We start from the raw sequence: 18,848 nt of genomic DNA, 5'->3' as shown, positions 1-18,848 counted from the left end.
ATTTTTCAGAGACTTCTTATGGACCTTGCCAGTCCGCAATTCTGGATTGCCGTACTCCAGATTATCGCTATTGATATCATTTTGGGAGGCGATAATGCCGTGGTTATCGCGCTTGCATGCAGGCGACTTCCCGAAAAGCAGCGAAATCTCGGTATTTTCTGGGGAGTATTCGGCGCCATTGTGCTGCGGGTGGTGCTGATCTACTTCGCCTTCACCTTGATGGCAATTCCATTCCTGAAAATCGTAGCGGCACTGCTGCTATTATGGATCGGCATCAAATTGCTTCAACCCGAGCCGGAAGGGAATGGACATGAGATCAGCGCAAGCACATCCCTGCTGGGCGCGATTAAAACTATCATTATCGCCGACGCCATGATGAGCCTGGATAATGTGATTGCCATTGCCGGAGCTGCCAGGGACAGTGTCGTTCTGGTGATCTTTGGTCTGGCGGTGAGTGTGCCCATCATCGTTTGGGGCAGCAAGCTGGTAATGAGACTCATGGAAAAATTTCCAGTCACTATCTTCGTCGGTGCGGGTCTGCTTGGCTGGATCGCAGGAGGCATGAGCACTACCGACGCGGTCAGCAGGGAATGGGTGGATAACAATGCGGCTTTTCTGCACTGGGTTGCACCCGCCGGCGGCGCTCTGCTGATCGTGGTCATCGGCAAATGGCTTGCGAACAGGACCGGAGCAAGAAGAGCCGCGATTGTCGACCTGATGGACGATATGAACGATAAACCGCGTTCGTAGGCGCAAATTAACTGTTATGAGGGAGAAAACATGCTGAAACTCCTGTTGCCGATAGATGGTTCAGCGGCATCGGACAATGCAGTCGGACAGTTCATCAAACTGGTTCCCTCATACAGGGAAGCACCTGAAATACATTTGCTGAACGTGCAATTCCCCCTGCGCGGCAACGTGCCGATGTTCATAGACAAGAAGAGCATAGAGCTGTATTACCAGGAAGAAGGTACGAAAGAGCTGTCATCGGCGCGGGCATTGTTCGATCAGGCCGGGATCAGCTACCGGTTCCATGTCTCTTCAGGACATCCGCCAAACATCATTCTGCGTTATGCGGAAGAAATGAATTTCGATCAGATCGTGCTTGGCCCGCGTGGACTTGGAACGGTGAAAGGAATATTGCTGGGTTCGGTTGCGAGCAAGATCATACAGCTTTCAACGATTCCGGTGCTCCTGATCAAATAGGAATGGCAGATATCAGGGGATAGTAATGCGTTTAACCAAGAAGGAGCTTTTTTAGAATGAAGCAGGATCAGAAGGGCTTAACCTTGATCGAGTCAATGATGGTAATTGCCCTCATTGGCATTCTGGCGACGATCGCTATCCCACCTGCATTTCGGCTCTATGAGGATTCCCAGGCCCGCGAACAGGTAACCGAAGCGTTCAATCTTCTCGACAGCGTTAAATCTCCTGTTGCCACGTTTTATTCGGATAAGGGAAGATGGCCTACCCCCGAAGAGTTCGACAATCTGGTGCCCACACGGACCGGAAAATATGTTGAGAGCCTCACACCGGAATCCCGGGAAAAAGGTTTTGAGGTAATAGCAAAATTCAAGAGTACCGGAGTGAGTCCGGGCCTGGTGACGGGGGGATCCGGTAGAACACTGGTTCTGGCGACAACAAACGGCAAGGAATGGTTCTGCAATGATAATACCGATCCTGCCTCCGGAGTTCCCGACCTTGTCCCGGGTACTGTCCTGCCCCAGCACCGACCCTCATCCTGCAAATAGGAGGAGCCCGAAAAAGAGGATTTGTGGTCCGCTTCGGCCGCTTTGTCCGCTGAGCATTGACCCCCACCTTCCAAAGCATATAATCGTCGAATAGTCGTGCTCCATTTTAGGGCAGAGCCATACTTTTTCCGGGCTCACTACGCTGCCCGCCTCCCTGAGCACTGGCATATCCGGCCAAGCTCACTCCCGGAACCCGGAAAAAAAGAAAAAAGGTGATACACCCCACGTTTTGGTATGTTCTAGCAACAAGATAACCGGAAAAATACATGAACGAATTTAGCGATCAAATATCAGCATACTTTACTCACGTACCCATGTGGCCCCTGGTTTTGCTGGGCGCGGGAATTGTAGTGGCCAGTATTTATGAGATATTCACCCGCAAACGGCGGACGGAGGCTGCTGAAGAATTCCGCTCGGCCATTTTATCCACCCTCTCGGGCCTGTATCCCGAACCTACCAACTGGCCGAGAAGCATCGATACTTATCTGCGGGCACGTTTACCGGTCATGCATGAAATCATCGAGGACTTCAGATCAAGTGTGCGGCAGCAGGATATCCCGGCGTATAACAGGGATTGGAATAATTACTATGAGTTCTGCCGCAATGAGATTACCGATGACAAATGTATTGCCGCGGAAACGAACCCGGGCAGGGAATCAGACCCGAAAAAAACTTTTCACCAGCTTGTCTCAAACCTCTTGCGTTATGCGGAATGAGGCCTGGACAATAATTTGTAAGGAACGGCCAGCGAGATTCCGAATACGATATGGGTAACCAGGGTGATCCAGTCCCGTGCTACGGAAAACCAGGGAAAAATCAGGGTCATTCCGTACATATTCGTTGCATAGATGATCAGCCCGAAGACAGCACCTGCCAGCATGGAAGCCATTATGCCAGGACGGGAAATGAGGGGCGCCAGAATCAGGCCATACGCAATGGAGAGCATGAAATGAATAAAGGTTGCGACGATCATGACTTTCCACTCGAATGTGGCGGGTGGCGGGAGAACATCGGGACCCATTAGCATTGCCGCAGTCAGCCGGGCATCCCGGAAAAAAATGGAGGGGAGTGCATCAGTGAATACCCACCAGAGAACGAGCTGAGCGCCGGTGGCAACGACACCAGCGATGATTCCGGCAGCAACTGCCGCGCCAGGATTGATGGACATTTACGGTAGGGAGAAAAGGTTCTTCACAGTTTCACCACTGAAAAACGTATTCGTTCTACAATGATAGTAAAGTTCTGAAAACCTCACCCTACAGGTTCGGAAGCCGGACGGTCCTTTTACAGGTGAGCATGAAACGGACAGGCAGCCGCCAGCCCACTCCGGAATACAATCCCACGAGATAGTAATCGCATAATCATTCGCCTCATGCAAAGTGTCGACCTGACCCATCATTTCCTCATCGCCATGCCTGCCATGACAGATCCCTTCTTTGCGAAGACGCTGACCTATATCTGCGAGCATAGTGACCAGGGCGCATTGGGCCTGGTGGTGAACCGGCCGATCGATCTCACCTTGAAGGACCTGTTGGATCAGCTTGATATTTCTTCCGATGACCAATTGACGCGAAGATTTCCAATCATGTTCGGCGGTCCGATACAACTCGATCGTGGCTTCGTCCTCCACCAACCCGTGGGTGAATGGCAATCGACCATGGCAGTGAATGAAGATGTAGGGCTTACCACTTCTCTCGACATTTTACGGGCGATAGCAAACGGCGAGAGTCCCAGGCAACTCCTGGTCGCGCTAGGCTATTCCGGGTGGGCGCCGGGCCAGATAGAGCACGAATTATCGCAGAATGCGTGGCTGACGGTGCCTGCATCCCCCGCCATCATTTTTGAGTTACCTGCAGAAGAACGTTTGACAGCTGCGATGCAATTGCTTGGAGTGGACTTTTCGAGCCTGTCGGATGAAGTGGGTCATGCCTGAAAGTATCGCTCATTCAACGAAGGAGCGACACTTCAGCCATTACAGGCAGAGCTGGCCTCGATGCGCGACAAGCCTCGTCCTTCAGAACGGGGAAGGATAGCGCGGATCGCGTAGCCGTCCTACAACACATTTATAAGCAGAGCCATTAAGCCTTGAAACGTCTCCAGGCCTTCAAATACGAGTTGATGCCAACCGGCGATCAGCAGCACCAGATGCGCCGCTTCGCGGGGTCGTGCCGGTTTGTGTTCAACAAGGCTTTGGCGCTGCAAAAAGAGCGCTTTGAGCAGGGGGAGAAGAAGCTCGGCTACGCCGGGCTGTGCAAGCTGCTCACCGTATGGCGCAATGGCACTGAGACGCCGTGGCTGAAGGATGCGCCCGTGCATCCGCTGCAACAGTCGCTCAAGGATCTGGAGCGTGCCTACACCAACTTCTTTGCCAAGCGTGCAGACTTCCCGCGCTTCAAGAAGAAAGGCCAAAGCGAGAGCTTTCGTTATCCCGATCCGAAGCAGATCAAGATCGATCAGAGTAACAGCCGCCTGTTCCTGCCCAGGCTCGGCTGGCTGCGCTACCGTAACAGCCGTGATATTCCCGGCACGGTAAAAAACATCACCGTGAGTCAGTCTTGCGGTAAGTGGCTTGTATCCATCCAGACCGAACGTGAAGTGGAAAAGCCCATGCCGAAGTCCAACAGTGTCATTGGCATCGATATGGGCGTGATCCGGTTCGCCACGCTCTCGGACGGCAGTCACCTTGCGCCGCTCAATAGTTTCAGGGGGCACGAAACGGCATTGCGCAAGGCGCAACAGGTCATAAGCCGTAAACAGAAGTTCAGCAACAACTGGAGACGGGCGAAAGCTCGCATCCAGCGTATCCATTCCCGTATCGGCAACGCCCGCCGCGACTACCTGCACAAGGCCACGACAGCTATCAGCCAAAACCACGCGATGGTGTGCATCGAGGACTTGCAGGTGTGCAATATGAGCAAGTCTGCCAAAGGCAATGTCGAGAATCCGGGCAGAAACGTTCGGGCCAAGTCTGGCCTGAACAAGTCCATCCTCGATCAGGGCTGGTTCGAGTTCAGGCGTCAGCTGGACTACAAGCTGAAGTGGAGCGGTGGCCACCTCATCGCCGTGCCGCCGCAGAACACCAGCCGCACCTGTCCATGCTGCGGCCATGTGTCCAAAGACAATCGCCCGAGCCAGGCCAGGTTCGAATGCGTGGAATGCGGGCTCACAGAAAACGCCGATGTGGTAGGCGCGATCAATATTCTAAGGGCGGGACACGCCCGGTTCGCCTGTGAAGTGAGCGATGCGGCAAGATCGCCAGCAGCAGGAACCCACCGAAGCGTCTCAGGGGTGGCTCAATGCCACGTCTGAGCGCCGCAGGAATCCCCCGACTTCAGGCGGGGGAGGATGTCAAGGATCGGCAGATACCCAATATGGAGGAGGCTGAAAAAGCGAGTCAGCCGCGCACCGGCACGACGTTGGCTTTCGATTTCGGCGAAAAACGGATCGGCGTCGCGATCGGGAATCTGGAATTGGGATTGGCCCATCCTCTTGTTACCATATCCAACGAGAATAAGGAGGAATGCTTGAGAAGCATCGCCCGGTTAATCAAGGAGTGGGAGCCTGTCTTGCTGGTGGTTGGACTGCCGGTTCACTCAGACGGTGCAGAGCACGAGCTTACCCGACGAAGCCGCCGCTTTGCGCGTCGTCTTCAAGCCCGGTTTGGCATTCGCACTGTCCTTGAGGATGAGCGTTATACCTCGGTCAGCGCCAGTGCAGCACTGGACGAAGCGAGTGTCAGAGGCAGGAGACAGAAACAGGTATTGGACCAGATCGCGGCGCAACTGATATTGCAATCTTACTTTGATAAACGAAATGCAATTACCTGAAGCGGAAGACCTGCTGGCTGCGCTGACTGCACGGATGCGGCAAGGCATTTCCAGTGATACCGCAGTCGTAGGAATTCATACCGGCGGAGTATGGCTTGCGGAAAGGCTGCATAGGGATCTGCAACTGGCGCTCCCCCTGGGAGCGCTCGATGTCTCCTTCTATCGTGACGACTTTGGACAGATCGGCCTGCATCCCCAGATCAGACCTTCGGACATCCCGTTCAAAGTGGAAGGAAGCGACATCATTCTCGTGGATGATGTGCTTTATACAGGACGAACGATCCGGGCTGCCATCAACGAACTATTCGATTACGGGCGGCCGGCAAGCATTCGCCTGGCTGCGCTGATAGACAGGGGCGGGAGAGAGCTTCCCATTGCTGCACAATACATTGGCGCAACGCTGGACGTGCCCCCTGCAAAAATGCTGGCGCTGGAGAAGAAAGCGGATGGAAAGCTGGGCCTGAGCCTGTATGACAAGCACCAGGGCAATGAGTAACAATCCGCAGTTGAATAAAAATGGTCAACTGCAACACCTTCTGACTACCGAGGGGCTGCCCGCTTCCATTCTCCTGAATATTCTCGATACTGCCGAGCCGTTCGTCGGAGTCACGGAACGTGACGTCAAGAAAGTGCCGTTGTTGCGCGGAAAATCCATATTCAACCTGTTCTTCGAACCCAGTACGCGTACACGCACGACCTTTGAAATTGCTGCAAAACGATTGTCTGCCGATGTCATCAATCTCAACATTGCGGTGTCGTCCCAGTCCAAAGGAGAGACACTGCTGGACACAGTGAACAATCTTTCCGCCATGCATGCCGATATGTTCGTGGTGAGACACGCTCAGAGCGGCGCGGCACACCTCATTGCGCAGCATGTCCGCTCTGAAATTCACGTCATCAATGCAGGGGATGGACGGCACGCGCATCCCACGCAGGCGCTGCTCGACATGTTTACCATTCGTCGCTGCAAGCGCGACTTTCATAACCTGCGCGTCGCCATAGTAGGCGACATTCTTCATTCCCGGGTGGCCCGCTCGCAGATTCATGCGTTGACGACGCTCGGCGTACCGGAGGTACGCGTCATCGCACCCAAGACATTACTGCCCGCCAAGGTCGAACGTCTGGGCGTGCATGTTTATCATGATATGGCGAAAGGACTGAAGGATGTCGATGTGCTGATGATGCTTCGTCTGCAAAACGAACGCATGCTCAGCGCACGCCTTCCGAGCACCGAAGAGTACTTCAAATATTACGGACTTACTCCCGAGAAACTGGCACTGGCGAAGCCGGATGCAATCGTTCTGCATCCCGGACCCATGAATCGCGGGGTTGAAATCGATTCGGTCGTAGCGGATGGAAAGCAATCTGTAATCCTGCCCCAGGTAACATTCGGCATCGCAGTGCGCATGGCGGTAATGTCCATTCTGGCTGGAAGCTGAAAGCCATGAATATCGCCATCCGAAATGGTCGTGTCATTGACCCGAAAAACAGCTTCGATCGTGTAACGGATATTTACATCCGGTCCGGCAAAATCGTCTCTCTCGGCGCCGTCCCGCCCGGCTTTGAGGTACGCCGGGAAATAAACGCCCAGGGATTGATCGTGTGTCCAGGACTTGTGGACCTGTCGGCCCGGCTGCGGGAACCCGGCCTGGAATACAAGGCGACGCTTGAATCAGAAATGGGAGCCGCGGTGACGGGAGGCGTTACAAGCCTGGCATGTCCCCCCGATACCGATCCTGTGCTGGACGAGCCCGGACTGGTGGAAATGCTGAAGTATCGCGCAAGGGGCCGCAATCAGACGCGTGTTTATCCCATTGGAGCGCTTACCCGTGGATTGAGAGGTGAATGGCTGACTGAGATGGCTGAGCTGCACAGCGCGGGATGTGTCGCATTCGGCCAGTCGGACTGGCCGCTTCCCAACAACCGGGTGCTCATGCAGGCGATGCAGTATGCATCCACCTTCGGGTTTTGCCTGTGGCTGCGTCCTCAGGATGTAAATCTCGCTGATGGCGGGGTTGCCCACGATGGGGAAGTGGCAACACGCCTTGGCCTGGCCGCCATTCCCGTCTGCGCCGAAACTGTGGCCCTGTCCCACATCATCCTGATGGCAAAAGAAACGGGCGCCAGGGTGCACTTGTGCCGCATCTCCAGCGCGGAAGGTGTGGCCATGACACGCGCAGCCCGGAAGCAGGGGTTGCCGATTACCTGCGATGTAGCGGCCAATCATGTCCACCTGTCTGAAATGGATATTGGCTTCTTCGATTCCAACTGTCATCTGGTACCGCCGTTGAGAAGCCTGGGAGACCGCGACGCCTTGCGCGCAGGACTGCTGGATGGCACTATAGATGCCATATGCTCCGACCACGCCCCCGTGGACGAGGACGCAAAGCTGCTGCCCTTCGCAGAGGCGGAGGCCGGCGCAACCGGTCTTGAATTGCTGCTGCCGCTTACGCTGAAATGGGCAGCGGAAACGAAGCTGCCCCTGGTAGCCGCGTTATCGAGGATCACGGGAGAACCCGCCCGCATCCTTGGGGTGGAAGCCGGCCATCTCACGCCCGGAGGCGATGCCGATCTGTGTATTTTCGACCCTGATCATTACTGGACGATTGAAGCCTCGACACTCAAAAGCCAGGGCAAGAACACGCCATTCCTGGGCTGGGAGCTGCAAGGCAAGGTAAAATATACGCTGATCAGCGGAAACGTTGTTTACGCGGACTAGGCGCCGCAACACGGGCATGTATTTTCGAGTTCTCTTCTTTCAAACTGACTGAATTCCATCAATGAACCCTTTGCTCGATTTTTCCGGATTGCCGCGCTTTGCCGAGATTCGCACCGAACATATCACACCGGCTGTAAGTCAATTGCTGAGTGATAATCGCGCCCTCATTGGGCGAATACGGCAGGATACCGGCTTGCCGACCTGGGACAACTTCGTTCAACCCTTGGCGGATGCCAACGAGCGGCTCTCCCGTGCGTGGGGGCAGGTATCCCACTTGAATGCCGTGGTAAACACACCGGAACTGCGCGAGGCTTATAATGCCAACCTGCCTCTTGTCACGCAGTATTATGCGGAGCTGGCCCAGGATCAGGCGCTGTTCGAAAAATTCAAGGAATTGCGCGGCGGCAGGGAATTCGAAGGACTGAGCGCCGCCCGGCAAAAAGTCATCGAGAATGAGTTGCGGGACTTCCGCCTGGGCGGGGCAGAACTGCCTGCCGAGAAGAAAGCGCGCTTCCTCCAGATTCAGGAAGAGCTGTCGGCGCTGGGCTCGCGCTTCAACGACAATCTCCTGGACGCCACCAACGCGTTTGTATTGCATGTGGAGGATGTCGGTGAGCTTTCCGGTATTCCTGATGATGTATTGCAAACAGCGAGAGAAGTTGCGGAAAGGGATAATGCGACTGGCTGGAAGTTCACCTTGCACGCGCCTTCCTACCTGCCTCTTATGCAATACGCGGACAACAGGGAGCTGCGTGAAAAAATGTACCGCGCTTATTCCACTCGCGCAAGCGAACTGGGCAAAGCCGCCTCCCCATCCGGGGATACGGGCAATCTGGATAACACTCCACTTATTGCAGGAATACTTGAACTGCGCAAGGAGGAGGCACAGTTGCTTGGATTCGAATGCTATGCCGAAGTATCGCTGGCAACGAAGATGGCTTCGACTCCGGCGCAGGTGTTGGACTTTCTTGGCGAACTCGCCACCAAGGCTCGGCCGTATGCCGAACGCGACCTGAAGGAGTTGCGCCAATTTGCGGCCGACAAGCTGCAACTGGATACCCTCGAAGCATGGGATCTGGCGTACGTCAGCGAAAAGCTGCGCCTCGAGCGTTATGCCTTCTCAGAACAGGAAGTAAAGCAATATTTTCCGGAAACGAGCGTGCTGCCGGGTATGTTTGGTCTGGTAGAAAATCTTTACGGCATCAACATCACTCCAGTGGAGGCAACCACGATTCAACTCTGGCATCCGGATGCCAAGCTGTTCAATATAGCCGACAGTGAGGGAAAGCTCATCGGCCGGTTCTACCTCGATCTGTATGCGCGACCAGGCAAGCGGGGTGGAGGCTGGATGGATGATGCGATCAGCCGCCGGTATGTCGGTGGTGTGAACAATCGGGAATATGCGGTTCAAGCGCCCGTCGCATACCTCAATTGTAATTTTTCCGGACCTGTTTCTCATGGAGAGAAAGTTCGCCCTGCCCTGTTCACTCATGATGAAGTCATTACCCTGTTTCATGAATTCGGACATGGCCTCCATCACCTGCTAACCCGGGTAGACGACCTCGGCGTATCCGGCATCCATGGCGTGGAATGGGATGCGGTGGAACTGCCCAGCCAGTTCATGGAAAACTTCTGCTGGGAATGGGAGGTAATCAGCAGGATGGCAAGGCATGTGGATACGGGCGCGTCCATGCCGCGTGAACTGTTCGACAAGATGCTGGCGGGGAAGAATTTCCAGAGCGGTCTGCAAATGCTCAGGCAACTCGAGTTTGCATTGTTCGATATGTATTTGCATTTCGATTTCGACCCGTATGGCCAAAAAACCGCACAACAACTGCTTGATGAAGTCCGCGAGCAGGTTGCCGTCATCATCCCTCCCAGATTCAACCGCTTTCCCAACAGTTTCTCGCATATTTTCGGCGGAGGCTATGCCGCCGGATATTACAGTTACAAATGGGCGGAAGTGTTGTCCGCGGATGCATACAGCATGTTCGAGGAAAGTCCCGCGGGTACCGTTGTCAATTCTGAAACCGGATTACGCTTCTGGAAAGAAATTCTCGCAGTAGGTGGAAGCCGGCCGGCATTGGAATCTTTTATTGCATTTCGGGGACGCGAGCCAGAAATAAATGCGCTCCTGCGGCATAATGGCATGGCGCCAGCGCCTGCATGACACGCTTGAGAAAAAGAGGGCAATGAAGCTTAAATCAACCTCATCCTGCAACTGAATTCCGAATCCAGGAATATGGGGCTCATGCTTCCCCCTATATCGGTTGCAACGTGCGAATTGTGGGAAAACGATTCCAATTCAGTCCTTTGAACCCAAGGAAGTGAAAAACCATAAGTAATTCAACGGTGTCGACTATAGGAGAAAACCAGATGAAAGGTGTGACACGGGAAGTCATTACGGCAGTGGTGCTGATAACGGCATTAGCGGGTTGCGCGCAAAAGCCGCCCTCTCCGAAAGTGGAGGAGCAGGCGCAGAAATATAGTGATGGTGAGCTGCCGCTGCCGGATAACTATAAAAGCTGGCCCAAGTTTCTATCCGAAGTGCAGCGTCCGGACAATAAGCAAGTCCGGGAAATCTATATCAATCCTACCGGTCACGGGACCAAGATGGGGGAGGCCTTCCCTGACGGAACCATTACGGTGATGGAAATCTATAAGGCAGGCGAGGCGGCTGACGGAACGCCGCTCAAAGGACCGGACGGCAAGCTCGTCAAAGGGGAATTGCAGAAGATCGGCGTGATGGCGAAAGGAGCCGGTTGGGGTGAAAGCGCGCCACCGGACCTCAGGAATGGAAACTGGGTATATACAATGTACATGGCGGACGGTAAAACAAAAGCGCCCGATGACCTCAATACCTGCCGGGGATGCCACCTGCCTTTGAAAGACAAGGATTATATTTTCCGCTACGACGAGTATTTCCAGAAGCGGGCAAGCTGATGCGGCATCGACGTATTGAAACTGCGCATTAAAGCTGCGTATTGAAACTGTTTCAGGAAGCAACCATTGAATCCTGCCGCCGAGCCAACCTCGGCGGCAAAACCAAGACCAGGGTTTCACTTAAGGCAATCGGATTATATCCTGCTATCCTGCTGAGCTTCGTTCTGCCAGTCCCTTTTCTTTCCGGCCATCCCATTAGGTGGAGAGGCCGGTGTCAACATCGGTGCCAACATCGCCCCCTCGGCTTTATCGCCGGACGCATAGATGTTACCGGACTGGAATGTTCTTCGCGCTGCCCCATTGCAACCAAAATAGACGGAACTGCGCAGGTAAACGGGAGAGATTAATTCAGCTTGCCATGACACTGTTTATATTTCTTTCCTGAGCCACAGGGGCATGGGTCGTTACGCCCGATCTTTTCTCCCTGGCGGACGAACGGCTGATGTTTCTGCGGACGCTCCTGGACTTCGATATCTTCCCCAATACTCTCGGGACTTCCTTCTTCACCCAGCGCTTCTTCAAAAGCAGCGTGATGGTACTGCACATTGACTGGCGAGTGGTGCGTTTCCGCCACGGCTTCCACCTGCTGCTCACTCCTGATCTGCACTGCCATGAGCGTCTTGCTGACTTCGGCCTTGATTTCTTCGAGCATGGACGTGAAGAGTTCAAAAGCTTCGCGCTTATATTCCTGCTTGGGATTTTTCTGCGCATATCCGCGCAAATGAATTCCCTGGCGCAGGTGATCCAGTGAAGCGAGATGCTCGCGCCAGTGAATATCAAGGCTTTGCAGCATGACCGCGCGCTCGTACTGATGCATGATAGCTGCTCCCACCTGCTCCACCTTGCCGGAGTAGAGCACATTCGCCGCCTCTATGATGCGCTGATGAAGACTATCCTCATGTAAGTCCGGTTCCTTTTCCAGCCATTCCCGCAAGGGCAGGGGCAGGTAATACTCGGCGGCCAGCGCCTTCTCCAGTCCTGGAATATCCCATTCCTCCTCGACACTTTGCGGCGGCACATGGAGTGTGATGAGATTGCGCAGCATGTCCGCCCGCATCGCGGTTGTCGTTTCGGTAATATCCTCCGACTCAAGCAGTTCATTGCGTTGCTGATAGATGACTTTGCGCTGATCATTGGCAACATCATCGTACTCCAGCAGTTGCTTGCGTATGTCGAAGTTGCGCGCCTCCACCTTGCGTTGCGCGTTCTCGATTGCGCGCGTCACCCAGGGGTGTTCAATGGCTTCTCCCTGCGGCATGTTGAGCCGCTGCATGATGCTTGCTACCCGGTCGGATGCAAAAATGCGCAACAGCGCATCCTCCAGCGATAGATAAAACCGGCTGGAGCCAGCATCTCCCTGGCGGCCGGACCGGCCCCGCAACTGATTATCTACCCGACGCGATTCATGGCGTTCAGTGCCGATGATATGCAACCCTCCTTTTTCCAGCACTTCATCATGAAGGGTCTGCCACTGCTGTTGCAGTTCCGCAATCCGTTCTGTTTTCTCTGGTTCGCTCAGAGTCTCATCGGAGCGAATGCGCTCGAATTCAGGTTCGGGATTGCCGCCCAGCACGATGTCCGTGCCCCGGCCAGCCATGTTCGTGGCGATGGTGATCATTTTTGGACGACCCGCCTGGGCGACGATTTCCGCCTCTCGCGCATGCTGCTTTGCGTTCAGCACCTGATGCGGCAATTTCTCGCGGGTCAACAGGGAGGAAAGCAGTTCGTTGTTTTCAATCGAGGTGGTACCCACCAGAACAGGTTGACCTCTCTCCTGGCAATCCTTGATATCCGCGATAATCGCCTGGTGCTTTTCGTCCATCGTGCGGAATACCTGGTCCATCCGATCGATGCGGATCATGGGACGGTGGGTCGGAATGATCACGGTTTCCAGCCCGTAAATCTGCTGGAATTCGTAAGCTTCGGTATCTGCAGTGCCGGTCATGCCTGCCAGTTTCTCGTACATCCGGAAATAATTCTGGAAGGTGATCGAGGCGAGCGTCTGATTCTCCTTCTGGATGGCAACACCTTCCTTTGCCTCCACCGCCTGATGCAAGCCTTCGGACCAGCGCCTGCCTGACATGAGCCGTCCGGTAAACTCATCGACGATAACGACTTCGCCATTCTGAATTACGTAGTGCTGGTCCCGATGGAACAAGGCGTGTGCGCGCAGACCGGCATAAAGGTGGTGAACGAGACTGATATTGGCGGGGTCGTACAGGCTTGTTCCAGGGGGAAGCAAACCGCTCTGGACCAGCAGTTTTTCCGCGTGCTCGAACCCTGACTCGCTCAACAATACCTGCTGGGCTTTTTCATCCACGCTGAAATCCCCCGGACTGTCCTCGTTTTCCTGCCGGACCAGTTTGGGAATCAGCGTATTCATGCGCACATAAACATCCGTGTTGCCTTCCGCCTGCCCGGAAATGATCAAAGGAGTACGCGCCTCGTCGATCAGGATGGAGTCGACCTCGTCGACAATGGCAAAATTGAGCATGCGCTGTACCCGTTCGACCGGGTGATTCACCATGTTGTCGCGCAGGTAATCGAATCCGTATTCGTTGTTGGTGCCATAGGTTATATCGGCCGCGTAGGCTGCCTGCTTGTCGCCATGATCCATCTGGGACAGAATCACTCCTACGCCGATCCCCAGGAAGCGATAGATGCGCCCCATCCATTCGGCATCGCGCTTTGCCAGATAATCGTTCACGGTGACAAGGTGCACACCCTTGCCCGCCAGGGCATTGAGGTAAGCAGGCAAAGTTGCCATCAGTGTCTTGCCTTCACCTGTCCGCATTTCGGCAATCCTGCCGTCGTGAAGCACCATGCCGCCAATCAACTGCACATCGAAATGACGCATTCCGAGTGCACGCTTGCCTGCTTCGCGCACGACTGCAAATGCCTCCGGCAGCAGCATATCGAGATTGGCTCCTTCCCCGATGCGCTGCCTGAACTCTTCGGTCTTTCCACGCAACTCAGCATCGCTCAGCGCCGCAATCGTCGCTTCCAGCGCATTGATCGCCGTCACGGTCTGTGAATACTGTTTGATGAGCCTGTCGTTACGGCTCCCGAACACTTTTTTGAGCAGATTGTTGAGCATGAAAATTCTATTTCTATTAAGCGATCGTCAAAAAAATAGGGGGTGAGGTTTTTTCGGCCTCACCCCCCACTGCAAAGTATTTATCCCGGCTCAACCCGGCATCTTCAGGAACCGTGACGGATTTTGCGGCGAGCCCCTATGCCTGACTTCAAAGTGAAGATGCGGACCGGTAGAGCGGCCTGTGCTGCCCACTTCCGCAATCTTCTGTCCACGCACCACCACCTGACCCACCTTCACCAAGCGCTTGGAGGCATGAGCATAGCGGCTGACAAAGTCATTGCCGTGGTCAACATCAATCATATTACCATACTCAGGATGATAATCGGAATACACTACCACACCCCCCGCTGCCGCGAGAACGGGCGATCCGGCAGGCATTATGAAGTCGATACCTTCATGAAAATGGCGCTTTCCGGAAAAAGGATCGATACGTATGCCGAAACCGGAGGAGTACGCCTTTCCCTCTACCGGCATTGCCGATGGAAGAAACTTCTTCCTGAGCCTGTCCTGCATCAGCAATGAGTCCAGGGCATCGAGTTTGTCGGTGCGATCATCCAGCGTCCGTGCCAACTCCTGTATCTGGCTGTTGAATTCGGTAAATGAGATATCCTGTAATTGCTGTGTAGACAACGTGCCTCCCTGCCCCGGATTCTGGTTGAACAGGTATTCCTGCGGCTTCATGCCGGCCAGCTCTGCCAGCCGCATGCCAACGGAATCGAGCCGCAGTAGCTGGGCCTGCATCTGGCCCATCTTGATCGCCATGGCGTTGAGACTGTCGCGCAGATAGGACTGCGTTTTCTGGTGCTCTTCCTGCTGTGCGCTTAAAACCAGTGATCTCACTGTGGGACTGTCGATCTTGTCTGCATATCGCAGGGATATATAGTTGAGTACCATTGCCATCAGCATGGAAGCAAAAAAGAACCCGGAAACCACGAGCGTAAGGTGTTTACTGGTTAAAGTCAGGGTTTTTGCTTTTGCCGAATTATTGGAAATTAGAATAATATTCATCTTCTCCCCTAATCATGATTCAGCCATGACTGCCCGCAAGATCGATTTCTACCTTGGGACCCTGAGGCTGACGCCTGAGCATCAGCGGTTATTCAATCACGTGGAAAAGTTAACCGAGATGCAACGGGCATTTAAGAAAATTGTGCTGCCCAACTTGGGCAAGCACTGCGCTTTAGGTGGCTTCTCTGAAGGAAGCCTGACAATTTGCGCGGATAACGGTGCGATTGCCGCAAAACTCAGGCACATGCTGCCATCATTATTATTAAAGCTTCAGGCAGCCGGGTACGAGGTTACTGCAATTCGGATTGCTGTGCAAGCAAATTACCGCGGCATTCGCGGAAATGATTTCCCGGACAGAAAACGCCAAATAGATAAAGGGGGCATCAAGAGCCTGAATGTCCTGGCTGCGGGTCTGGGAGATTCGCCCTTGAAAACCGCGGTGGAGTCGCTGCTGGAAAAACAGGAAAGAAGACTCTGAAAGAAAAGGCGATGATGCCTTGTTCTATCCCTGTTTTTATCCCTATTTTTATCCCCATATCCCGAACAAAACCGCGAGCCGACCGAAGGGGAGCAAAATCGGAAGGGAACAAAGGCAGAAGGAAGGATATCCAACCATCAGGGTTGAAATCAGCAAATCGCCGCGCATCACGAACGTGCGCTGCGCTGAACGCTGCCCAGGCGAGGGAATATTCCATCGCAGGAAGTAACGGATCGCTCAGTTTGCTGAGACGACCTGCAAGAAAAAACTCCCGGCGATAACAGCCTGTTCCGCCCCTCTGCGCTTCTGAGCCTGAATCAAGGTAGATCAGAAGGCAAAAGATATTCAGTGCAGCCAATGCTGCTGGTGAATCTCACCTCAGACCAGTCTTGCTCCAGACCGGGTGCAACCGGTAGCCGTTGCTCGATCAGCCTGCTTCCTCAGTCGGCTTGTTTTCTCAGGAATGCAGGAATATCCAGTATGTCCACCCCTGACTGCTTCATCGCTTCGACGGCTGCATCCCGCTGCCTGTTCGTTCGAATCGAAGCAGGACCTTCCGAATCCTTCCAGTTCATGCTGTCGATACTATCCCCGGGGGTGCGCGGGTGGACAACGCTCAAGGGCTTGGGCGCGACGCGATTTGCGCCTCCCAGGCCGACTCCGCCCAGACCGGTCGCCACCACCGTCACACGCAGATCATCATGCATGTCGTCGTCAATGACTGTCCCGACGATCACGGTAGCGTCTTCGGCGGTGAAGTCCTTGATCGTGTTCATTACATCATGTACCTCGCGCATCTTCATTGCGGCGTTGGCGGTGATATTTACCAGTACTCCACGGGCACCCGCAAGATTGATATCCTCCAGCAAGGGACTTGCAACTGCCTGCTCGGCTGCGGCATGAGCGCGCTCGGGACCACAGGCAATCGCCGAACCCATCATTGCCATACCCATTTCGGACATCACCGTTTTCACATCGGCGAAATCGACATTGACGAGTCCCGGGCAATTGATCACTTCGGCGATACCGGCGACGGCGCTATACAATACGTTGTTGGCTGCCTTGAATGCATCCAGCATGCTGACGTCATCTCCCAGCACCGCCATCAGCTTGTCATTGGGAATCACAATCAGGGAATCAACGTATTGCGCAAGCGCTTCCAGCCCCGCCTGGGCCGCTCTCACGCGCCTGCCTTCAAATACAAAAGGTTTCGTGACCACGGCGACGGTCAGAATTCCCATTTCCCTTGCAACCTGAGCCACTACCGGCGCAGCGCCTGTTCCGGTTCCGCCGCCCATGCCCGCGGTGATGAATAGCATGTCCGCCCCTTCAATCAGCTCGGCAATGCGGTCGCGGTCCTCAAGTGCGGCATGCCGTCCAATCTCTGGATCCGCACCCGCCCCCAATCCCTTGGTGATCGTCGACCCCAATTGCACCAGGGTACGCGCCTGATTGCGCTTCAACGCCTGCGAATCGGTATTGGCGCAAATAAAGTCGACGCCTTGCACACCGTTTTCCATCATGTGATCTACGGCATTACCACCGCACCCGCCAACGCCGATGACCTTGATAACAGCTTCCTGTGTTTGTGTATCCATGATTTGGAACATCACGCACCTCCCTTTTATGTATTCAAACAATAAACGTTACCCATTGAGACCCTGACGGTATGCAACTCGCGCTTGCACTTGCCAGGTACAAAGTACTGCTTTCGAACTCTTCGATGCCCCTTCGATGCCCCTTCCATGCCCGCCCGCAGCCAGCAACTCAGAAATTGACCTGAAACCAGCTTTTCATCCTGTCCAGAATCCGCGTGAATGAATTACCTTCCAGCCTGCTTTGCTGGTGCTGTTGAAACTGATCCACCCCTGAGAGGATCAAGCCTATTCCCGTGGAGTATCTCGGTGTGACCACCACTTCCTCCAGACTGCCGTGGTAATTGGGCAGTCCCAGTCGCACCGGCATGTGGAATATTTCTTCACCGAGCTCCACCATCCCTTCCAGCGAACTGCTGCCACCCGTGATCACGATCCCCGACGACAGCAATTCTTCGAATCCGCTGCGGCGCAATTCGGCTTGTACCAGAGAGTAGAGTTCTTCCACTCGCGGCTCGATGACTTCCGCCAATGTCTGTCTTGACAGATGGCGGATCCCACGATTGCCCACTCCCGCCACCTCCACCATTTCGTGCGGATCAGCCATGCTGCGCAGCGCGCATCCATAGCGGCACTTGATGCCTTCGGCGTCGCTTGGGGAGGTACGCAGCGCCAACGCAATATCGTTGGTAATCTGATCTCCTGCAATCGGAATCACCGCGGTGTGACGGATGGCGCCCCGGGCAAATACCGCAATATCGGTCGTCCCCCCGCCGATATCCAGCAGACAAACGCCGAGATCTTTCTCATCTTCCGATAGAACGGCCATTGCGGAAGCAAGAGGCTGCAACACCAGGTCGCGCACTTCCAACCCGCAACCGCGTACGCACTTCAGGATATTCTGGACGGCCGATACCGAACCCGTAACGATATGAACCTTGACTTCGAGCCGCACACCGCTCATGCCAATCGGTTCCAGAACATCCTCTTGCTCGTCTATGATGAATTCCTGGTTGAGCACATGGAGCACCTGCTGGTCGTTCAGAATATTCACGGCCTTTGCCGTCTCCATCACCCGCTCCACATCCTGCCGCGTCACCTCCTTGTTCCTGATAGGCACCATGCCGTGCGAATTGAAACTTTTGATGTGACTGCCTGCGATACCGGTATAAACCTCACGGATCTTGCAGTCCGCCATCAACTCCGCCTCCTCCAGCGCGCGTTGAATCGCATTCATGGTTGCATCGATATTGACGACCACGCCTTTCTTCAGGCCCCGTGATGGATGACTGCCCATACCGATCACTGTATATCCGCCTTCGGGCTTCATTTCAGCGACAACAGTCACAATCTTCGAAGTGCCGATATCAATGCCGACAACCAGATTTTTCGCTTCACTGCCTCTATTCATTTGCCTTGCAATCCCTGCT

General features: G+C 54.5%; 18 protein-coding genes. 13 read left to right on the top strand and 5 right to left on the bottom strand.

What is annotated here, in order from left to right:
* The first annotated feature begins 18 nt into the window (after window positions 1–18).
* From ACZ5BW_RS01810 to ACZ5BW_RS01795, 4 genes are all read left to right on the top strand, one after another.
* Window positions 19–750 (top strand): TerC family protein, encoded by a 732-nt coding sequence (locus ACZ5BW_RS01810; RefSeq protein WP_464541955.1) that lies wholly within the window; start codon window positions 19–21, stop codon window positions 748–750.
* A 30-nt stretch (window positions 751–780) separates the two neighbouring features.
* Entirely contained in the window at window positions 781–1,206 is a 426-nt protein-coding gene (locus ACZ5BW_RS01805) for a universal stress protein (RefSeq protein ID WP_464541953.1), read from the top strand.
* 56 nt (window positions 1,207–1,262) lie between these two features.
* Window positions 1,263–1,751 (top strand): pilin, encoded by a 489-nt coding sequence (locus ACZ5BW_RS01800; protein WP_464541951.1) that lies wholly within the window; start codon window positions 1,263–1,265, stop codon window positions 1,749–1,751.
* 266 nt (window positions 1,752–2,017) lie between these two features.
* Window positions 2,018–2,467 (top strand): hypothetical protein, encoded by a 450-nt coding sequence (locus ACZ5BW_RS01795; protein ID WP_464541949.1) that lies wholly within the window; start codon window positions 2,018–2,020, stop codon window positions 2,465–2,467.
* Here the strand turns inward: ACZ5BW_RS01795 and ACZ5BW_RS01790 are convergent.
* Entirely contained in the window at window positions 2,455–2,919 is a 465-nt protein-coding gene (locus ACZ5BW_RS01790) for a sodium:proline symporter (RefSeq protein ID WP_464541947.1), read from the bottom strand. The genes ACZ5BW_RS01795 and ACZ5BW_RS01790 overlap by 13 nt on opposite strands.
* 204 nt (window positions 2,920–3,123) lie before the next feature.
* On the opposite strand from ACZ5BW_RS01790, the gene ACZ5BW_RS01785 reads away from it, so the two are divergent.
* The 8 genes from ACZ5BW_RS01785 to ACZ5BW_RS01750 all read left to right on the top strand — a co-directional run bounded on the left by ACZ5BW_RS01785 (window position 3,124) and on the right by ACZ5BW_RS01750 (window position 11,240).
* A complete protein-coding gene (locus tag ACZ5BW_RS01785; protein WP_464541945.1) occupies window positions 3,124–3,684 on the top strand; it encodes a YqgE/AlgH family protein in 561 nt (186 codons plus the stop codon).
* Window positions 3,685–3,836: 152 nt separating this feature from the next.
* On the top strand, window positions 3,837–5,060 hold the full coding sequence (locus tag ACZ5BW_RS01780) for an RNA-guided endonuclease InsQ/TnpB family protein (protein ID WP_464541943.1): 1,224 nt from the start codon (window positions 3,837–3,839) through the stop codon (window positions 5,058–5,060).
* 62 nt (window positions 5,061–5,122) lie between these two features.
* Complete coding sequence (ruvX, locus tag ACZ5BW_RS01775; protein ID WP_464543747.1) at window positions 5,123–5,578, top strand: Holliday junction resolvase RuvX; 456 nt, start codon at window positions 5,123–5,125, stop codon at window positions 5,576–5,578.
* Window positions 5,565–6,074 carry a bifunctional pyr operon transcriptional regulator/uracil phosphoribosyltransferase PyrR gene (gene pyrR / locus ACZ5BW_RS01770; RefSeq protein ID WP_464541941.1) on the top strand — a complete coding sequence of 170 codons (510 nt, stop codon included), beginning with the start codon at window positions 5,565–5,567 and terminating at the stop codon, window positions 6,072–6,074. Before ruvX ends, pyrR begins: the two co-directional genes overlap by 14 nt.
* The gene (locus ACZ5BW_RS01765; RefSeq protein WP_074975559.1) at window positions 6,067–7,017 is read left to right on the top strand and encodes an aspartate carbamoyltransferase catalytic subunit; all 951 of its coding nucleotides are present in this window, start codon (window positions 6,067–6,069) and stop codon (window positions 7,015–7,017) included. Before pyrR ends, ACZ5BW_RS01765 begins: the two co-directional genes overlap by 8 nt.
* A 5-nt stretch (window positions 7,018–7,022) precedes the next feature.
* Window positions 7,023–8,297 carry a dihydroorotase gene (locus ACZ5BW_RS01760; RefSeq protein WP_464541939.1) on the top strand — a complete coding sequence of 425 codons (1,275 nt, stop codon included), beginning with the start codon at window positions 7,023–7,025 and terminating at the stop codon, window positions 8,295–8,297.
* 61 nt (window positions 8,298–8,358) lie between these two features.
* Complete coding sequence (locus ACZ5BW_RS01755) at window positions 8,359–10,467, top strand: M3 family metallopeptidase (RefSeq protein WP_464541937.1); 2,109 nt, start codon at window positions 8,359–8,361, stop codon at window positions 10,465–10,467.
* 206 nt (window positions 10,468–10,673) lie between these two features.
* Window positions 10,674–11,240 (top strand): cytochrome P460 family protein, encoded by a 567-nt coding sequence (locus ACZ5BW_RS01750; RefSeq protein WP_464541935.1) that lies wholly within the window; start codon window positions 10,674–10,676, stop codon window positions 11,238–11,240.
* Window positions 11,241–11,583: 343 nt separating this feature from the next.
* Here the strand turns inward: ACZ5BW_RS01750 and secA are convergent, their stop codons facing one another.
* On the bottom strand, window positions 11,584–14,337 hold the full coding sequence (gene secA / locus ACZ5BW_RS01745) for a preprotein translocase subunit SecA (protein WP_464541933.1): 2,754 nt from the start codon (window positions 14,335–14,337) through the stop codon (window positions 11,584–11,586).
* A gap of 90 nt (window positions 14,338–14,427) precedes the next feature.
* Window positions 14,428–15,345 (bottom strand): M23 family metallopeptidase, encoded by a 918-nt coding sequence (locus ACZ5BW_RS01740; RefSeq protein WP_464541931.1) that lies wholly within the window; start codon window positions 15,343–15,345, stop codon window positions 14,428–14,430.
* A gap of 25 nt (window positions 15,346–15,370) precedes the next feature.
* Here ACZ5BW_RS01740 and ACZ5BW_RS01735 point away from each other — a divergent pair, with 25 nt between their 5' ends.
* Window positions 15,371–15,823, top strand: a complete 453-nt coding sequence (locus ACZ5BW_RS01735; protein ID WP_464541928.1) for a DciA family protein — start codon at window positions 15,371–15,373, stop codon at window positions 15,821–15,823.
* A 440-nt stretch (window positions 15,824–16,263) separates the two neighbouring features.
* On the opposite strand, the gene ftsZ is transcribed toward ACZ5BW_RS01735, so the two are convergent.
* Window positions 16,264–17,433: a cell division protein FtsZ gene (gene ftsZ, locus ACZ5BW_RS01730; RefSeq protein ID WP_464541926.1), complete on the bottom strand. Its 1,170-nt coding sequence runs from the start codon at window positions 17,431–17,433 to the stop codon at window positions 16,264–16,266.
* Between the two features lie 157 nt (window positions 17,434–17,590).
* Window positions 17,591–18,829, bottom strand: coding sequence for a cell division protein FtsA (gene ftsA / locus ACZ5BW_RS01725; protein WP_464543746.1), 1,239 nt, complete (start codon window positions 18,827–18,829; stop codon window positions 17,591–17,593).
* Window positions 18,830–18,848: the final 19 nt, after the last annotated feature.

Source organism: Nitrosospira sp. TNL300, from assembly GCF_055385915.1.
The sequence above is the reverse complement of the archived record's forward strand: the minus strand, read 5'-3'. Positions and strand labels throughout refer to the sequence as shown.